The organism is Buttiauxella sp. BIGb0552 (assembly GCF_004366275.1).
GTDB classification, from domain to species: Bacteria; Pseudomonadota; Gammaproteobacteria; order Enterobacterales; family Enterobacteriaceae; genus Buttiauxella; species Buttiauxella gaviniae.
Genome location: NZ_SODY01000004.1, coordinates 403,499 through 420,085, shown reverse-complemented (window position 1 = coordinate 420,085; position 16,587 = coordinate 403,499). Strand labels below are relative to the sequence as shown.

The 16,587-nt window shown below is 49.0% G+C and carries 14 protein-coding genes; 8 read left to right on the top strand and 6 right to left on the bottom strand.

The window, feature by feature from the left end; genetic code table 11:
• Window positions 1-6 precede the first annotated feature (6 nt).
• Window positions 7-441, top strand: coding sequence for a PTS sugar transporter subunit IIA (locus tag EDF88_RS14095; protein ID WP_134185257.1), 435 nt, complete (start codon window positions 7-9; stop codon window positions 439-441).
• Here EDF88_RS14095 and EDF88_RS14090 read toward each other — a convergent pair whose 3' ends face one another.
• Window positions 442-1,515: a LacI family DNA-binding transcriptional regulator gene (locus EDF88_RS14090; protein ID WP_134185255.1), complete on the bottom strand. Its 1,074-nt coding sequence runs from the start codon at window positions 1,513-1,515 to the stop codon at window positions 442-444.
• Window positions 1,516-1,810: 295 nt separating this feature from the next.
• On the opposite strand from EDF88_RS14090, the gene EDF88_RS14085 reads away from it, so the two are divergent.
• Both EDF88_RS14085 and EDF88_RS14080 read left to right on the top strand, forming a co-directional pair.
• Window positions 1,811-3,112 (top strand): MFS transporter, encoded by a 1,302-nt coding sequence (locus tag EDF88_RS14085; RefSeq protein WP_064512442.1) that lies wholly within the window; start codon window positions 1,811-1,813, stop codon window positions 3,110-3,112.
• Window positions 3,113-3,127: 15 nt separating this feature from the next.
• The gene (locus EDF88_RS14080) at window positions 3,128-5,491 is read left to right on the top strand and encodes a glycoside hydrolase family 31 protein (protein ID WP_134185253.1); all 2,364 of its coding nucleotides are present in this window, start codon (window positions 3,128-3,130) and stop codon (window positions 5,489-5,491) included.
• A gap of 49 nt (window positions 5,492-5,540) precedes the next feature.
• Here EDF88_RS14080 and EDF88_RS14075 read toward each other — a convergent pair whose 3' ends face one another.
• A complete protein-coding gene (locus EDF88_RS14075; RefSeq protein WP_064512445.1) occupies window positions 5,541-7,136 on the bottom strand; it encodes an ABC-F family ATPase in 1,596 nt (531 codons plus the stop codon).
• Between the two features lie 234 nt (window positions 7,137-7,370).
• Between EDF88_RS14075 and ldtB the strand changes: the two genes are divergently transcribed.
• The 5 genes from ldtB to sanA all read left to right on the top strand — a co-directional run bounded on the left by ldtB (window position 7,371) and on the right by sanA (window position 11,446).
• A complete protein-coding gene (ldtB, locus tag EDF88_RS14070; protein ID WP_134185251.1) occupies window positions 7,371-8,291 on the top strand; it encodes a L,D-transpeptidase in 921 nt (306 codons plus the stop codon).
• Between the two features lie 195 nt (window positions 8,292-8,486).
• The gene (locus tag EDF88_RS14065; protein WP_064512448.1) at window positions 8,487-8,888 is read left to right on the top strand and encodes a CidA/LrgA family protein; all 402 of its coding nucleotides are present in this window, start codon (window positions 8,487-8,489) and stop codon (window positions 8,886-8,888) included.
• Complete coding sequence (locus EDF88_RS14060; protein ID WP_064512453.1) at window positions 8,885-9,580, top strand: CidB/LrgB family autolysis modulator; 696 nt, start codon at window positions 8,885-8,887, stop codon at window positions 9,578-9,580. The genes EDF88_RS14065 and EDF88_RS14060 overlap by 4 nt, the downstream gene beginning before the upstream one ends.
• A gap of 130 nt (window positions 9,581-9,710) precedes the next feature.
• Window positions 9,711-10,595, top strand: a complete 885-nt coding sequence (cdd, locus tag EDF88_RS14055; RefSeq protein WP_034458639.1) for a cytidine deaminase — start codon at window positions 9,711-9,713, stop codon at window positions 10,593-10,595.
• A gap of 131 nt (window positions 10,596-10,726) precedes the next feature.
• The gene (sanA, locus tag EDF88_RS14050; protein WP_134185249.1) at window positions 10,727-11,446 is read left to right on the top strand and encodes an outer membrane permeability protein SanA; all 720 of its coding nucleotides are present in this window, start codon (window positions 10,727-10,729) and stop codon (window positions 11,444-11,446) included.
• A gap of 68 nt (window positions 11,447-11,514) precedes the next feature.
• Here the strand turns inward: sanA and mglC are convergent, their stop codons facing one another.
• The 4 genes from mglC to galS form a co-directional block, all read right to left on the bottom strand.
• Window positions 11,515-12,525 (bottom strand): galactose/methyl galactoside ABC transporter permease MglC, encoded by a 1,011-nt coding sequence (mglC, locus tag EDF88_RS14045; protein ID WP_134185247.1) that lies wholly within the window; start codon window positions 12,523-12,525, stop codon window positions 11,515-11,517.
• Between the two features lie 20 nt (window positions 12,526-12,545).
• Window positions 12,546-14,066: a galactose/methyl galactoside ABC transporter ATP-binding protein MglA gene (gene mglA / locus EDF88_RS14040; RefSeq protein ID WP_134185245.1), complete on the bottom strand. Its 1,521-nt coding sequence runs from the start codon at window positions 14,064-14,066 to the stop codon at window positions 12,546-12,548.
• A gap of 200 nt (window positions 14,067-14,266) precedes the next feature.
• Complete coding sequence (mglB, locus tag EDF88_RS14035; RefSeq protein WP_064512459.1) at window positions 14,267-15,265, bottom strand: galactose/glucose ABC transporter substrate-binding protein MglB; 999 nt, start codon at window positions 15,263-15,265, stop codon at window positions 14,267-14,269.
• A 292-nt stretch (window positions 15,266-15,557) separates the two neighbouring features.
• Window positions 15,558-16,580, bottom strand: coding sequence for an HTH-type transcriptional regulator GalS (gene galS, locus EDF88_RS14030; RefSeq protein WP_134185243.1), 1,023 nt, complete (start codon window positions 16,578-16,580; stop codon window positions 15,558-15,560).
• Between the last annotated feature and the right edge of the window lie 7 nt (window positions 16,581-16,587).

Genomic DNA, 16,587 nt, shown 5'->3' with positions numbered 1-16,587 from the left:
GGCTATATGCAAGTGCCTGAATTTATTGGCTATCGATTCACTCACTCAAACGCTGACTGGCAACAGGCTATCCATAAATGCAGCGAACCGTTACTCAAAACCGGGCTGATAGCATCTGACTATGTGGACGCCATCATCAGCGAAACGCTGGAAAATGGCCCCTGGTATATCATTAGCCCTGGTTTCGCGTTGCCCCATGCTCGCCCGGAACAAGGCGTTTTAACAACTCGTACAAGCTTTTCTTTGCTTCGGCTGGCCCACCCGGTGGTATTTGATAACGGCGACCCTGCGTCGCTGATTATTATTCTGGCTGCGGGTAGCGGGCAACAACACATCAAAGCCATTACTCAATTATTTACCTGGCTGGATGATGGACGCCTGGAGAATATCCTGCATGCCAGCAACCAGGCAGAACTTGATTTGCTGCTGGTGCCTGAATAATCACTCGTCATAAAGCCCCACGCTATTGACCGCCGCATGGCGCTTATTCGAGCGAATGCGGCGCACCGAATCACGCACTACCAGCGTACCGTTTAGCAGTAAATTCCCCACTGGGGCATCGGGGCGGATTAAAAGTTGCTGGAGTATATGCACAGCCTCTTCGCCAAGCTGGTCACGCGGTACATGAACCGAGGTCAGCGGCACATCATGAATAGCCGCCAGATTAAAACCGTCGATACTCATCACTGAAATATCGTGTGGTACGCGTAGTCCCGCATTTTGAAGTGCGCTTACAGCCCCTGCTGCCATAAAATCACCACCGACTAACAAGGCGGTGGGTAGCTGATGGCGAGGGGTCTTTTCCAGAAACTCACTGATTAATCTTTCGCTCTCTTTAGCACTGAAATTCTGCGCGGTAATCAAATGCTGCGCATCATCAAATCGCAGATTGTTAGCATCCCAGGCATCACGAATCCCCGCTAGACGTAACTCCATCGTATAGCGGCGCAGGCAGAGCAAATTGACTACGGCTTTGTGCCCCTGCTCAAATAAGTAGCTTGCCGCATAGTCGCCGATCAGTTGGTGATCGGGTGCAACGCCGGGAAGGCGCATTTTGCGATCGCGGCAGTTGATCAACACGCAGGGCTTACCGAGATCGAACGCCAGATCGTGGATATGTGGATCATCAATGCCCAGTAAGATCGCCGCTTCCGTCTCCACTTCATTCATTTTGCTCAGGAACATATTGGCATCACTGTCGTTTTCTTCGAGAGCACAGTAGCGCAGCCGGACTTCATGCGGTGCCAGAGCCTTACTCACGCCCTGTGTAACACGATAATAAAAGACATCAGATCGCTCATCGAACGCACGCTGCGGGGCAAAAACGACCAAACTATTAAGTAGCATGCGCCCCGCCGCCATTCCGGCAAGCACACCTTTTTGACCAGCGCAGTTCAGCACTTGCAGGCGAGCTTGTTCGCTGGTGTTCGATTTCCCAGCCAACACGCGAGAGACCGTGCTAATTGAAAGCCCAGTTTCGGCAGCGATTTCGGCAATTTTTAGCTTTTTACTCATTTTGTGATCTGCGCCCATTTCACCCATGAAAAAATTTTCACGATGAAGTGTAGGGCTTAATCGCTGGTATTTTCGTTATCGAACGCACGAATTTTTCTTTCATGTGAAAATTTTTGCATGAAAGTCGCTATTGACCATTTTATAACTGTTTTACGCTCTCTCCATTGCCGCAGTTGAGCCTGCCTTTTCGTGGCAAGAAGCAAATAAAATAATTATTAATCAATTAGATACAACTTTCACAATCTCAAGGTTGTGGTAAATATTTCGATAGATAGCTCTTCTAGTGGAGAACGACATGAGTCATGGCATAAATCCGGGAGTCACCGCCGTTAAGGCCAAGCGTACCGTACGCAACCTGCGCTGGTGGGTTCTGGTCCTGTTTTTGTTGGGCGTTACCGTTAACTACATCACCCGTAACTCACTGGGTATTTTGGCCCCTGAGTTGAAAACCAGCCTCGGTATTACCACCGAGCAATATTCATGGATAGTCGCCTCATTCCAGCTTGCCTATACCCTATTCCAACCAATTTGCGGCTGGTTGATTGATGTCATCGGCCTGAAACTCGGCTTCCTGATTTGTGCCGGGATCTGGGCTGTGGTGTGCGTAATGCACGCTGGTGCCGGAAGCTGGATGCATCTGGCAATTTTGCGCTTCTTTATGGGGGGTGCGGAAGCCGCAGCAACACCGGCAAATGCCAAAACCATAGGTGAATGGTTCCCGAAAAAAGAGCGCCCTATCGCCGCGGGTTGGGCTGGAGTTGGGTTCTCTATTGGTGCCATGCTTGCACCGCCAATTGTCTATTTTGCTCATGCCTCTTTCGGCTGGCAGGGCGCTTTTATGTTTACCGGCGTGCTGGCAATGTTATGGGTGATTTTGTGGTGGTTGTTCTACCACAACCCTGAACAACACCCGAATCTGAGCAAAGATGAACTGGAATTCATCAAGCAAGATAACGAACCCGCTGCGGTGAAATTACCTTTCCTGACTGCACTGAAAACGGTTGGCAAAAATAAACGTTTCTACGGTATCGCGATTCCCGCATTTATGGCTGAACCAGCCTGGGCGGTACTGAGTTTCTGGGTGCCACTGTATCTGGCAAATGAACGCGGTATGGACCTCAAACAAATCGCCATGTTTGCCTGGCTGCCATTCCTCGCCGCTGACCTCGGTAGTGTGGCAAGTGGTTACCTGACCAAGCTTTATACCCGCTGGTTTGGTTGCTCCCGCACCAACTCCATCGTGGCAAGTTCGGTGACCGGTGCGTTTCTGATGATTTCTTTGGCGCTGGTTGCCATCACCAAAGACCCGTACGTCACCATCGCCTTGATTTCCGTCGGCGGCTTCGGGCACCAGATAATTTCCTGCATGTTGAGTGCACTGGTGGTGGACTCCTTTGATAAAGGCCAAATGGCCACGGTCAATGGCATGCGTGGCTCTGCCGCCTGGATTGCCAGCTTCTTATTCTCACTGCTGATTGGTGTCACCGCTGACAAGATTGGCTACAACCCTCTCTTTATCGCCATGGGCTTCTTTGACCTGATTGGCGCTGTATTCCTGATTTCTTTTATTGCTGAACGCCGCTCCAAGCGTGCCTGAAACGGATTGTGAATAATGAAAATTTTGAAGACCTGGACACTATTGAAGTCTGATGCCAACCACGTGGAATTGAGCGTGGATGGGAAGCACCGCCTGAACCTTTTTGTGCTGGAACAAGGCATGTTCCGCGTGCTGATTAAACGCGAAAACAAGCTGGCGCTGAACCGTACGTGGAGTATCGCGCCAGAAAATGATGTGCCATGGGAAGGGCGTAACCGCGAAAGTCTGGAAGGTTTTGCGTTGCCGGGTTTCACCATGGAAGAACTCGGCGATACGCTTCGCATCAGCAGCGATAAACTGCGTGTGACTGTTCACCAGCCGCTATGGCTTCAATGGGAATATCTGAACGAAGCAGCCGAGTGGCAATTCCTGGCAAGCGACCGCCCAACCAGCGCTTATTTGCTCAACGCACATGGCGATGGCGTGGCGCACTATCAGCGACGCTATAAAGAAGAGCAGTATTACGGTTTAGGTGAAAAAGCGGGTCCACTTCAACGTACCGGTAAGCGTTATGAAATGCGCAACCTGGACGCAATGGGCTATAACGCAGAATCCACTGACCCGCTCTACAAACACATTCCGTTTACCATCACACGCCGCCCGGATGTGAGCTTCGGGATGTTTTACGACAACCTGAGCAGTTGCTGGCTGGATTTGGGCAATGAAATCGACAACTATCATCTGCCCTATCGCCGCTGGCAGGCTGAATCTGGTGATGTGGATTACTACATCTTCCTCGGCCCGCAAGTGCTGGATGTCACCAAAGCGTTTGTTCGCCTGACGGGTAAAACGCTGTTTGGCCCGAAATGGAGTCTCGGGTACAGCGGTTCAACGATGCACTACACCGATGCGCCCGATGCGCAAAACCAGCTGATGAGCTTTATCAAACTGTGTGACGAACATGCGATTCCATGCGATTCATTCCAGTTGTCATCGGGTTATACCTCAATCAATAACAAACGTTACGTGTTCAACTGGAACTACGACAAGGTCCCGCAGCCGAAAGTGATGAGCCAGTCGTTCCACGACGCAGGCATTAAACTTGCAGCGAACATTAAGCCTTGCCTGTTGCAAGATCACCCGCGTTACCAGGAAGTGGTTGAGCAAGGTCTGTTTATTAAGGATTCGGAGCTGGATAGCCCGGAACGTTCGATCTTCTGGGATGACGAAGGTTCACATCTTGATTTCACCAATCCGGCAACGGTTAAATGGTGGCAGAACGGTGTGACCACGCAGTTGCTGGAAATGGGTATCGATTCTACCTGGAATGATAATAACGAATACGAAGTGTGGGATGGCGAAGCGCGCTGCCACGGTTTTGGCGAAGAGATTGCGATCAAAAATATCCGCCCCGTGATGCCACTGCTGATGATGCGCGCCTCTTTGGAAGCACAGCAGAAGTTTGCTCCAGAAAAACGCCCATACTTGATCTCCCGTTCCGGTTGCGCCGGGATGCAACGTTACGTGCAGACCTGGAGCGGCGATAACCGCACCAACTGGAATACTCTGCGCTATAACACCCGCATGGGCGTGGGTATGAGCCTTTCTGGGTTGTACAACGTGGGGCACGATGTCGGCGGTTTCTCCGGTGACAAACCAGAGGCCGAACTGTTTGTACGCTGGGTTCAAAACGGCGTGATGCATCCGCGTTTCACTATTCACTCGTGGAATGACGATAGCACCGTCAACGAACCGTGGATGTATGCATCGGTAACCCCGGCAATTCGTAGTGCTATCGAAACACGCTATCGCCTGTTGCCGTACTTCTACACGTTGCTGTGGCAGGCCCATGCCGACGACGAGCCGATGCTGCGCCCGACGTTTCTCGACCACGAACACGACGCGAAAACCTTCGAAGAGTGTGACGACTTTATGCTGGGTCGCGATTTGCTGGTGGCAAGTGTGGTGGAAGAAGGCCTGCGTGAGCGCGAAGTCTGGCTGCCTGAAAATGGCGTGGGTTGGTACGACTATTACACCGGCCAATGGTATAGCGGTGGCCAGGCGATTGTTGTCGACGCACCGCTGGAACGCCTGCCACTGCTGGTTCGCGCCGGAGCCGCACTGCCACATTCCGCGCGTATTACTCACGTGAAAGCGAGTGCTGACAATGTACGCGAGCTAAAAGTGTATCCGTTACAAGGCACTGGCGTTTCTCACGGTAGCCTGTTTGAAGATGATGGCGAGTCATGGGGTTATCAGCAAGGTAATGCGCTGTGGCTGAACTGGGAAATTCGCTGTACGGCAGACGAGATCCGTGTGGAGTTCACCTGCAAAGGTGATTACATCCCAGCATGGAAAGAGATGGCGTTAACGCTACCGGCGGGTGAGAAGCGCCGCTTGATCGTTGACAGGAAAGAGCAGGATTTCTGGAGGATTTAAGATATAAAAAAACCGCCGGAAGGCGGTTTTTCATTGACTATCAATAACCTTAGTTATCGATACCTTTACTACGCAGGTAATCTTCGTAGCCACCGGTAAAGTCAATCAAGCGCTCTGGCGTAATCTCAATCACGCGGGTTGCCAGCGAGCTAACAAATTCACGGTCATGAGAAACGAAGATCAGCGTGCCTGGGTACATTTCCAGCGCCATGTTCAGCGATTCAATGGATTCCATATCCAGGTGGTTTGTTGGTTCATCCATGACCAGAACGTTAGGACGTTCCATCATTAATTTACCAAACAACATGCGACCTTTTTCACCACCGGACAGCACCTTCGCAGGCTTTTTAATATCGTCCTGGCTGAACAATAGACGACCAAGGATGCTGCGCACCGCTTGCTCATCGTCACCTACTTGCATCCACTGGCTCATCCAGTCGAACACCGTCAGGTCATTTTCGAATTCGTATTCGTGATCCTGTGCGTAATAGCCGATTTGCACGTTCTCAGACCACTTCACAGTACCTGCATCTGGAGTCAGTTCAGAGACCAGCGTTTTAAGCAGAGTAGTTTTACCCACGCCGTTGGTACCCAGAATGGCGAGTTTCTCACCCACTTCCAGCAGCATGTTAACGTCTTTGAACAGCGGGCCGTTATCAAAGCCTTTAGCCAAACCTTCAACTTCAAGCGCATTACGGAACAGTTTCTTGTCCTGCTCAAAGCGAATGAACGGGTTCTGACGGCTGGATGCTTTAACTTCGTCCAGTTTGATTTTATCAATCTGGCGAGCACGAGAAGTCGCCTGACGAGATTTAGAGGCGTTGGCGCTAAAGCGGCTAACGAAGGATTGCAGGTCAGCAATCTGCGCTTTTTTCTTCGCGTTATCAGACAACAGACGTTCACGCACTTGTGTTGCCGCTGTCATGTATTCGTCGTAGTTGCCTGGATAAACACGCAGTTCGCCGTAGTCCAGATCCGCCATGTGAGTACACACCATGTTCAGGAAGTGACGGTCGTGCGAAATGATGATCATGGTGCTGTTACGTTCGTTGAGCACGGTTTCCAGCCAACGAATGGTGTCGATGTCCAGGTTGTTCGTCGGTTCATCAAGCAGCAGGATTTCTGGGTTTGAGAACAGTGCCTGAGCCAGCAACACGCGCAGTTTCCAGCCTGGAGCTACTTCACTCATCGGGCCGTAATGTTGTTCTACAGGAATGCCTACGCCTAACAGCAGTTCACCCGCGCGAGCTTCAGCGGTGTAACCGTCCATTTCGCCGTACAGGACTTCCAGATCGGCAACTTTGTAGCCGTCTTCTTCGCTCATCTCTGGTAACGCGTAAATACGGTCGCGCTCTTCTTTTACTTCCCAGAGTTCAGCGTGGCCCATGATTACCGTGTCGAGAACGGTGAATTTTTCAAAGGCAAATTGATCCTGACGCAACTTACCGAGGCGTTCGTTCGGATCAAGTGAAACGTTACCCAGCGTTGGCTCTAAATCGCCACCGAGGATCTTCATAAAGGTAGACTTGCCGCTACCGTTAGCGCCGATCAAGCCGTAACGGTTGCCGCCGCCAAATTTGACAGAAATATTTTCAAACAACGGCTTACTGCCGAACTGCATTGTGACGTTACTGGAAACTAGCACAGAGATGTCCTGGTAAAAGAAGGTTTGTAATATGTGAGATCGGGCACATTATGCCATAACTCAACGTGCAGATCGCTCTGCTTGTGCGCTGGTGATAAAATAATCAATGTGCAAAAAAGTGTGATTTAATCCACATCTGATTTCCCAGGCTGAGGGAATGCACATATAATGCGCGCTCAAATCGCTCCGTTTCTTCACTAACTAGCCTGCATGGCCATAAATACATTGCATAACATGAATATGAAACTACGCACAATTTTACTGGCATTTGTGGCTGTTGTGGCTTTTAGCAAAACAGCTTCTGCCGTGACCTATCCTCTGCCAACCGATGGCAGCCGTCTGATTGGTCAAAACCAGGTTGTCACAATTCCTGAAGGTAGTACCGCACCGCTGGAAGAATATGCAGCGCGTTACCAAATGGGTCTTTCCAACATGTTGGAAGCAAACCCAGGCGTTGACCCGTATTTGCCAAAACCAGGCACCATCCTGAACATTCCTCAGCAGCTCATCCTGCCGGATACCGTTCATGAAGGCATTGTTATCAACAGTGCTGAAATGCGCCTCTACTATTACCCGGCGGGTACTAACACTGTAATCGTGTTGCCAATCGGTATCGGCCAGTTGGGTAAAGACACCCCACTGAACTGGACGACCAAAGTAGAACGTAAGAAAGCAGGCCCAACATGGACGCCGACTGCAAAAATGCATGCGGAATACATCGCGGCCGGTATTCCATTACCAGCCGTTGTTCCAGCTGGCCCAGACAACCCTATGGGTCTGTATGCATTGTACATTGGCCGCCTGTATGCAATTCACGGTACTAACGCGAACTTTGGTATCGGCCTGCGTGTAAGCCACGGTTGTGTGCGTCTGCGTAATGAAGACATCAAGTTCCTGTTCGAAAAAGTGCCAGTCGGGACCCGTGTTCAGTTCATCAATGAACCAGTGAAAGCAACTGTTGAGCCTGATGGTTCGCGCTACATTGAAGTACACAACCCACTGTCTACAACTGAAGAACAGTTCAACTCAACTGAGATCGTGCCAATCACGCTGAAAAGCAATGTGACTGCGATTACCGCTCAGCCTGATGTTGACAGCGCTGTTGTCGATCAAGCAGTTCTGGGCCGTTCCGGTATGCCGGTTCGCCTGAACTAATCAAGCGTTTGAGTTAAAAAGCGACCTGCGGGTCGCTTTTTTTATGCCTGCAAAACATGGTGCTGTGAGATTGCCCAAAACATTCTGGAAAGTTCCTTCGAGGAATATTTGGTATGCTCATAATTCATGATGTGATCGGTAGCACATTTTAAGCTTTAATTGTATGATGAATGCGTTTATTAAAGGGTAATCACCATGCGTAACTTGCTCACCGTAATTTGGCAGTACCTGCGGTCTTTTATATTAATTTACATATGTTTATATGCAGGCATTGCTATCTCTTCGCTGCTACCAATCACCATTCCCGGCAGTATTATTGGCATGTTAATTCTGTTTGTTTTGCTGTCTCTGCAAATCCTGCCAGCCAAGTGGGTTAAGCCAAGCTGCCATCTGCTGATTCGTTATATGGCGCTTCTCTTTGTACCGATTGGCGTAGGCGTTATGCAGTATGTCGATGTGATTAAACAGCAATTCGGCCCAGTGGTGGTTTCCTGTTTTATCAGTACCTTAGTGGTATTAGTCATCGTGAGCTGGAGTTCTCATTTAGTGCACGGCGAACGTAAAGTTGTGGGTGAAAGTGAGGGCGAAACAAAATGATGCATCATATCTGGTGGTCTTTACCTTTAACGGTGGTGACTTTCTTTCTCGCCCGCCAAATCGGAATGCGTTATAAGTCGCCGCTGCTGAACCCGTTACTGGTTTCGATGATTGTTATCATCCCTATTCTGGTATTTACCGGCACGCCTTATGATCACTATTTTGCCGGCAGTAAAGTGCTCAACGATTTGCTGCAACCGGCTGTAGTTGCCCTCGCGTTCCCACTGTATGAACAGCTTCACCAGATTCGTGCGCGCTGGAAATCCATTATCACCATCTGTTTTATTGGCAGCATGGTGGCGATGATTACCGGTACATCCGTTGCATTATTAATGGGTGCCACACCGCAAATCGCAGCGTCAATCTTACCTAAGTCTGTCACAACACCTATTGCCATGGCTGTTGGCGGCAGTATCGGCGGCATCCCAGCAATTAGCGCCGTATGCGTGATTTTCGTGGGGATTTTGGGCGCGGTATTCGGTCATAGTATTTTGAATCTAATGGGTATTAAAACCAAAGCATCTCGCGGTTTATCGATGGGTGCGGCCTCCCACGCGCTGGGTACCGCACGTTGCGCTGAGATGGATTTCCAGGAAGGTGCATTTAGCTCACTGGCGTTGGTAATTTGCGGCATCATCACTTCCCTGGTTGCTCCGTTCTTATTCCCGGTGATTTTGGCTGTGTTTGGTTAAAACTTGCGAGAGATCGCGCAATTTTGTTCTTTATTTCATATGTTGCATTTGTAATTAGATAAAGATCACATATAAAGCCCATACAGACCCGTAAACTGCGGTTCAATTACTTGTTATGAGGCTACTACTTATGCGCTCACGTTTTCAGGCTGCTCTCGCACAGCTCCCGGCTTCTTTGCAAGCCGCTTTGCAACCCTTGATTGCTGACTCTCACTTCCCGGCAATGTTTAGTGCAACGGAAGTAGATTCACTGAAAGCCCAGACCGGCCTTGATGACGATGCACTGGCATTCGCTTTGCTGCCGCTTGCAGCCGCCTGTGCTCGTGCTGATTTATCTCAATTCTATGTTGGTGCAGTGGCTCGTGGCGTAAGCGGTAATCTCTATTTTGGCGGCAATATGGAGTTTCTTGGCTCCACCATGCAGCAGACCGTTCATGCCGAGCAAAGCGCGATTACCCATGCGTGGATGCGCGGGGAGAAAGCCCTTGCTGCAATTACCGTCAACTACACGCCTTGTGGGCACTGCCGCCAGTTTATGAATGAACTGAACAGCGGCGTGGCACTGCGCATTAACCTTCCAGGTCGTAAGCCTGCAACCCTCGGCGACTATTTGCCTGATGCCTTTGGCCCTCGCGATTTAGAAATCAAAACATTACTGCTTGATGCAATGGACCACGGCTTTGCGCTGCACGGTGATGAACTAAGTCAGGCGGCTATTGCAGCGGCAAACCGCAGCCATGCGCCATACAGTAACGCGCCTTCTGGTGTGGCACTGGAAATGCGCGATGGAACGATTTTCAAAGGAAGTTATGCTGAGAACGCAGCATTCAACCCTTCCCTGCCTCCGCTACAAGCTGCATTGAATCTGCTTAGCCTCTCAGGCTATGACTACAATGAAATTCAACGAGCGATCCTTGCAGAGAAAGCTGATGCGCCATTGACGCAATGGGATGCCACGGCCGCGACCCTGAAAGCTTTGGGTTGCCTGAATATCGACCGCGCACTTCTGAGCTAAAACTCACAGAACGGGCGTAAATGCGCCCGTTCTGGCGAATTTTAATTCAACCAACTCCACGAATCTTGCTCTTAACCACCAGGTAAAGTAGCCTTGAATAAAATTTCATCCCTTTATTGAGCTGCAAGTCCATGTTGAAGCGCTTGTTTTATAGCCTGTTGGTCATCATCGGCTTGGCTGTGGTAGCTGCGCTGTGTCTTGACCGCTGGATAAGCTGGAAAACAGCGCCTTACGTCTACGACGAACTTCAGGATTTACCGTACCGTCAGGTCGGTGTGGTGCTGGGAACCGCCAAGTATTACCGCACTGGCGTGATTAATCAGTACTATCAATTCCGTATTCAGGGCGCTTTAAATGCTTATAACAGCGGCAAAGTGAACTATCTGCTTTTAAGCGGAGATAACGCCCTCCAGAGTTACAACGAACCGATGACCATGCGCAAAGATCTGATTGCCGGTGGCGTTGACCCTGCCGATATCGTACTGGACTACGCAGGTTTTCGTACTCTGGACTCGATAGTACGTACTCGCAAAGTGTTTGATACCAATGATTTTATTATTATCACTCAGCGTTTCCATTGCGAACGCGCACTGTTTATCGCCCTGCATATGGGGATTCAGGCGCAGTGTTACGCCGTTCCTTCACCAAAAAATATGATGACTGTACGTATCAGAGAGTTTGGTGCGCGTCTGGGTGCGCTGGCAGATTTGTATATCTTCAAGCGTGAGCCGCGTTTCCTTGGGCCGCTAGTCCCTATTCCCGCCATGCATGAAGTCCCCGAAGATGCACAAGCTTATCCGGCTGTGACGCCAGAGCAGTTGCTGGAATTGCAGAAGAAAGATAAGAAATAGAGGCGGGCAAAGTCCATAAAAAAACCCGCACATATCTTGCTGTGCGGGTCTTGGTAAAACCGTGGAGATTACTTCTTACGAGCGTATTTCAGGGAGTCCAGGGCTACTGCGAAGATAATAATCGCGCCTTTGATAATGTACTGCCAGTAAGGGTTCACGCCGATATATGTCAGACCGTAGTTGATGACCGTAAAGATGATTACACCGGTCACTACGCCGACAACCGTACCTACGCCACCGCTGAATGACACGCCGCCTACCACGCACGCCGCAATCGCATCGAGTTCGTACATAAAGCCGAGGTTGTTGGTTGCAGAACCGATACGACCTGCTTCTAACATTCCGCCGAAAGCGTAGAACACACCTGACAGCGCATAAATCATGATCAGGTTCAGTGCAACGTTAACGCCTGAAACCTTAGCCGCTTCCGGGTTACCACCGATGGCGAAGATGTTCTTACCAAAGCGAGTTTTGTTCCACAGCACCCATACGAACATCACAGCAAATAGCGCATAGAACGTAATGTAGGATAGCCGGAAAGTACCTAACGCAATAAAGCCCTGGGTAAAGGTAGAGAAATGCGACTCAAAACCAGAAACCGGCGATGCTCCGACAAAGTCGTAATACAGGGAGTTAATGCCGTAGACGATAATCATGGTACCCAAGGTGGTGATAAACGGCGTCACGTTCAGGTAGGCGATGATAATTCCGTTCACCAGACCAATGACCGCACCGATAGAGCACACGATCAGCAGTACCACCGGGATAGGAAGGCTGTGCATCTCAGGGAAAACTTTATTGACGTTATCCATTGATTGCAGAAGTGTAGCCGCGATTACCGCCGCAAGACCCACCTGACGACCAGCAGAAAGGTCAGTACCCTGGGTCACAATCAGCCCCGCCACACCTAGTGCAATAATAATACGCACCGAGGATTGGGTCAGGATGTTACTTAAGTTGAGTAAACTTAAAAACGTCGGATCCTGGAAAATAATAATTGCCAGTAGCACCAGTAAAACGACATAAATGCCGCCTTCTTTCAGATAAGTTAGAAAACTTTTCTTATTTAACGCACTCATTTTCAATAGCCCCTAAATTATCAAAGATGCACTGACGCAAGACGTAAGATTTCGTTCTGCGTGGTTGTTTTAGTGTCTACAATTCCGGCGACAAGACCATTGCTCATCACCAAAATACGATCTGTAATCCCTAACAACTCCGGCATTTCGGACGAAATAATAATAATTCCTTTCCCTTTCTTAGCAAGTTCAGCAATCAGCTGATAAATTTCGAACTTAGCACCAACATCGATCCCGCGAGTTGGCTCATCCAGCATTAATATCTCTGGCTGTGTTAATAACCAACGCCCGATAATAACTTTCTGTTGGTTACCACCAGATAACGAACCAATAGAAGTACGGTGACCAGGTGTTTTTACACGCATTGAGTCAATTACCCATTGGGTATCACTTTTCATGCGTGAATTATCTAATAAGCCAACTTTGTTTTTATAATTGCGAATATTAGAAATCAGCGAGTTAAAGCCGATATCCAGGTAGGCGTAAATCCCTGTCGAGCGACGCTCTTCAGTTACTAACGCAAAGCCATGGTTAATCGCTTCATTGGCCGAATGGTTATTAATTTTTTTACCGTGCAGGTTAATGGTTCCGGCAGATTTTTCGCGGATACCAAATAACGTTTCAACGATATCAGTACGCTTCGCACCGACCAGGCCGGCAATACCAAGGATTTCCCCTTTATGCAAATCAAAGGAGACATCACGAATTGAAGGCTGACGCAACGAAGTCAAATTACGCACTTCCAAAATCACGTCACCCGGCACGTTCTCTTTTGTCGGGAAGCGTTGGTTCAGAGAGCGTCCTACCATCATGGAGATGATTTTGTCCATATCCAGCCCTTCTAATGGCTGGGTGGCAATCCATTGTCCGTCACGCAAGATGGTTATCTCATCACACAGTTGGAAGATCTCTTCCATTTTGTGAGAAATATAAACAATGCCGCAGCCACGCTCTTTTAATTTACGAATGATTTTGAAAAGGTGGTTAACTTCCTTTTCTGTCAGTGAGGATGTTGGCTCATCCATAATGACAATTTTGGCATTGTAAGAGAACGCTTTAGCGATTTCGATCATCTGCATTTGTGATACTGACAACGTACCAACGCGGGCGCGCGGGTCAATATCAATATCCAGCTCATCGAAGATATGTTTGGTATCACGGTACATTTTGTCTTGATCGACAAACATACCTTTGGTTGGGTAACGCCCCAGCCACATATTGTCCATCACGGTACGTTGTAAAACCAGATTAAGTTCCTGGTGCACCATGGAAATACCATTTTCCAGCGCTTCTTTAGTGCTGGAAAAATTAACTTCATTTCCCTGAAAAAGGATGCTGCCGGAATCTTTGGCATAGATTCCAAAAAGACATTTTAATAACGTTGATTTACCAGCCCCGTTTTCACCCATTAATGCGTGAATAGAATGAGGACGGACTTTTAAATTAACATTATCCAGTGCCTTAACGCCGGGGAATGATTTATTAATGTTGGTCATTTCCAACAAATATTCCGACGACTGATTTGTAATATTGTCGACCATAATTACGGTTCCAATAGTGTCACTGAGTGGATTGAGCCGGACGTAAATTACCTCCGACTCGACACCTTTAAAACAATATCCAAAATAATTCGAGTTGCGCAAAGGCGACATGCTCGTGTATCCCCGGAAGCTTACTCAAGTAAGTGACCGGGGTGAGCAAGTGCAATTAACGCATTTGCAGCTCGAAGTATGAAGAATACTTATTTACCCGTAAATTCAGCCAGGTTGCTTTGATCAACGCCGACATATGGGATACGAACGATTTTGTCTTCGATTTTCCACTTAGTGCCATCAGCGGCAGGCTTACCAGCGGCCAGGTTTTTAGCCAGGTCGAAGGTTGCTTTTGCCTGGTTGTTAGCATCGTTCAGAACGGTACCGGCCATTGCGCCAGATTTAACCAGTGCCAGCGCTTCTGGCAGGGCATCCACACCAAATACTGGAATAGAAGATTTGTTGTGCGCTTTCAGCGCTTCAACTGCACCCATTGCCATCGCATCGTTGTTGGCAATAACCACTTCGATTTTGTTAGCGTTCGGGCCAGACAACCATGCGTCCATCTTATCTTTCGCCTGAGCGGTGTCCCACATTGCAGTATCTAACTGCAGCTGTTGGGTTTTCAGGCCTTTAGTATTCAACTCTTTGATAACGTAGGTCGTACGCGCTTCAGCATCCGGGTGACCAGGCTCGCCTTTCAGCAGTACGAACTGAACCTGACCATCTTTGTTAAGATCCCACGCAGGGTTAGCCGCCCAGTGTTTTGCAATCAGGTCGCCCTGAATGATGCCTGATTCTTTAGAGTCAGTACCGACGTAGTAAGCTTTGTCGTAGCTATCCAGCGCTTTGCGAGAAGGTTCTTTGTTGTAGAACACGATTGGAATGTTCTGGCCGCGCGCTTTTTCGATAACGGTGCCAGCAGCAGCCGGGTCAACCAGGTTGATTGCCAGTGCTTTCACGCCTTTTGCCAACAGTACGTCAATCTGATCGTTCTGCTTGGACTGGTCATTCTGTGAGTCGTTCATCAGCAGTTCTACGTCTGGCGAAGCTTTTGCGTCTTTCTCAATCGCTTTGCGAACCACTGACATAAAGTTATCGTCGTATTTGTAAATGGTCACGCCAATACGGGTATCAGCTGCATGAGCGGCTGCACCAAACAACATGCAAGACATAACGGCGGACAGGGTCAAAACCTTCTTATTCATGGTATCTCCGGTTTTTTTGCAGGGTAGTTCTTAGGGGTATTCAGGCAGGCAGCGTTGTTACAAAAACGTTACTGAATGCCGAAAATTTTTCTGTTCTAAAAAACTCTTCCGTGTTCAATAACGTTCCATAACAGCTTTTATTGGTAGTTTTCTGCCGAATACCTATAAGTAAACTGATTAGTCACCGTTACATATAGTTTCAGCTGATAAGACGCTGACATCATAGTCATCACATTGTTAATTAACTGTGAATTTACTCACAAATTGAAACCGGTTACATAAAAGACTTTTTTCAGAGAGTGACCGGTGCCGCAATTTGCCGTGGAGCAACAGAATGGCGACGAACTAAAGTCGGCATAAAACAGTGTGTTGCACCATTATCGAGCGTTCCTGCCGCCCCTTGTAACGCCAGTTCGGTCGCCAGGCGTGCCATTGAAACAATGGGGTAACGCACCGTGGTAAGTTGTGGATCGGTGTAACGTGCTATCGGAATGTCATCAAAACCAATCACTGAGACATGATGCGGCACGACAATGCCATTATCTTTCAAAGCAGTTAACGCACCTGCTGCCATGCTGTCGTTATAGGCAAATACCGCACTGAGTTGCAGATTGCGGCCTAACAACTCAACCATTGCCGCTTCACCACCCTGCATATCGGGTGAACCCACGCCCACCCAGCTTTCGGGCGGTACAATCCCCTGTTCACTCATGCCACGCAGCCATCCTTCCCGACGCTGCGCGTTGTCTTCAATTGCATGGCTCGATGCCAAATATCCGATGCGCTGATGACCTTGATTAAACAGCATTCTAGTCGCCATCAAAGCGCCACTGACATTATCAAGTCCGACACATCGATGCTCGTACCCGGGCACAATACGGTTAACCAGCACCATGCCAGGAATGTGATCGAGGAACTCGGCCAGCTCTTTATCACAGAGTGCTTTAGCATGAACAATCAATGCGTTACAGCGCTGGCGAATCAATACCTCAATGGCATGACGCTCTTTTTCTTCCTGATGGTAGCTGTTGCCAATGAGCACATATTTGTTGTGCTCTTGCGCCACAACATCCACCGCTTTGACCAATGCGCCAAAAAATGGATCGGACACATCCATCACCACTACACCAATTGTATCGCTGACCTGCGTTGCCAGAGCCTGGGCGTTAGCATTCGGGCGATAGCCCAATTGCGCCACCGCCTGCATCACACTTTCACGGGTATCAGCGCTGACTAGCGCGCTGTTATTGAGTACACGGGATACGGTCGCCACGGAGACGCCGGCGATTCGGGCAACGTCACGAATGGTGATCATATTTATC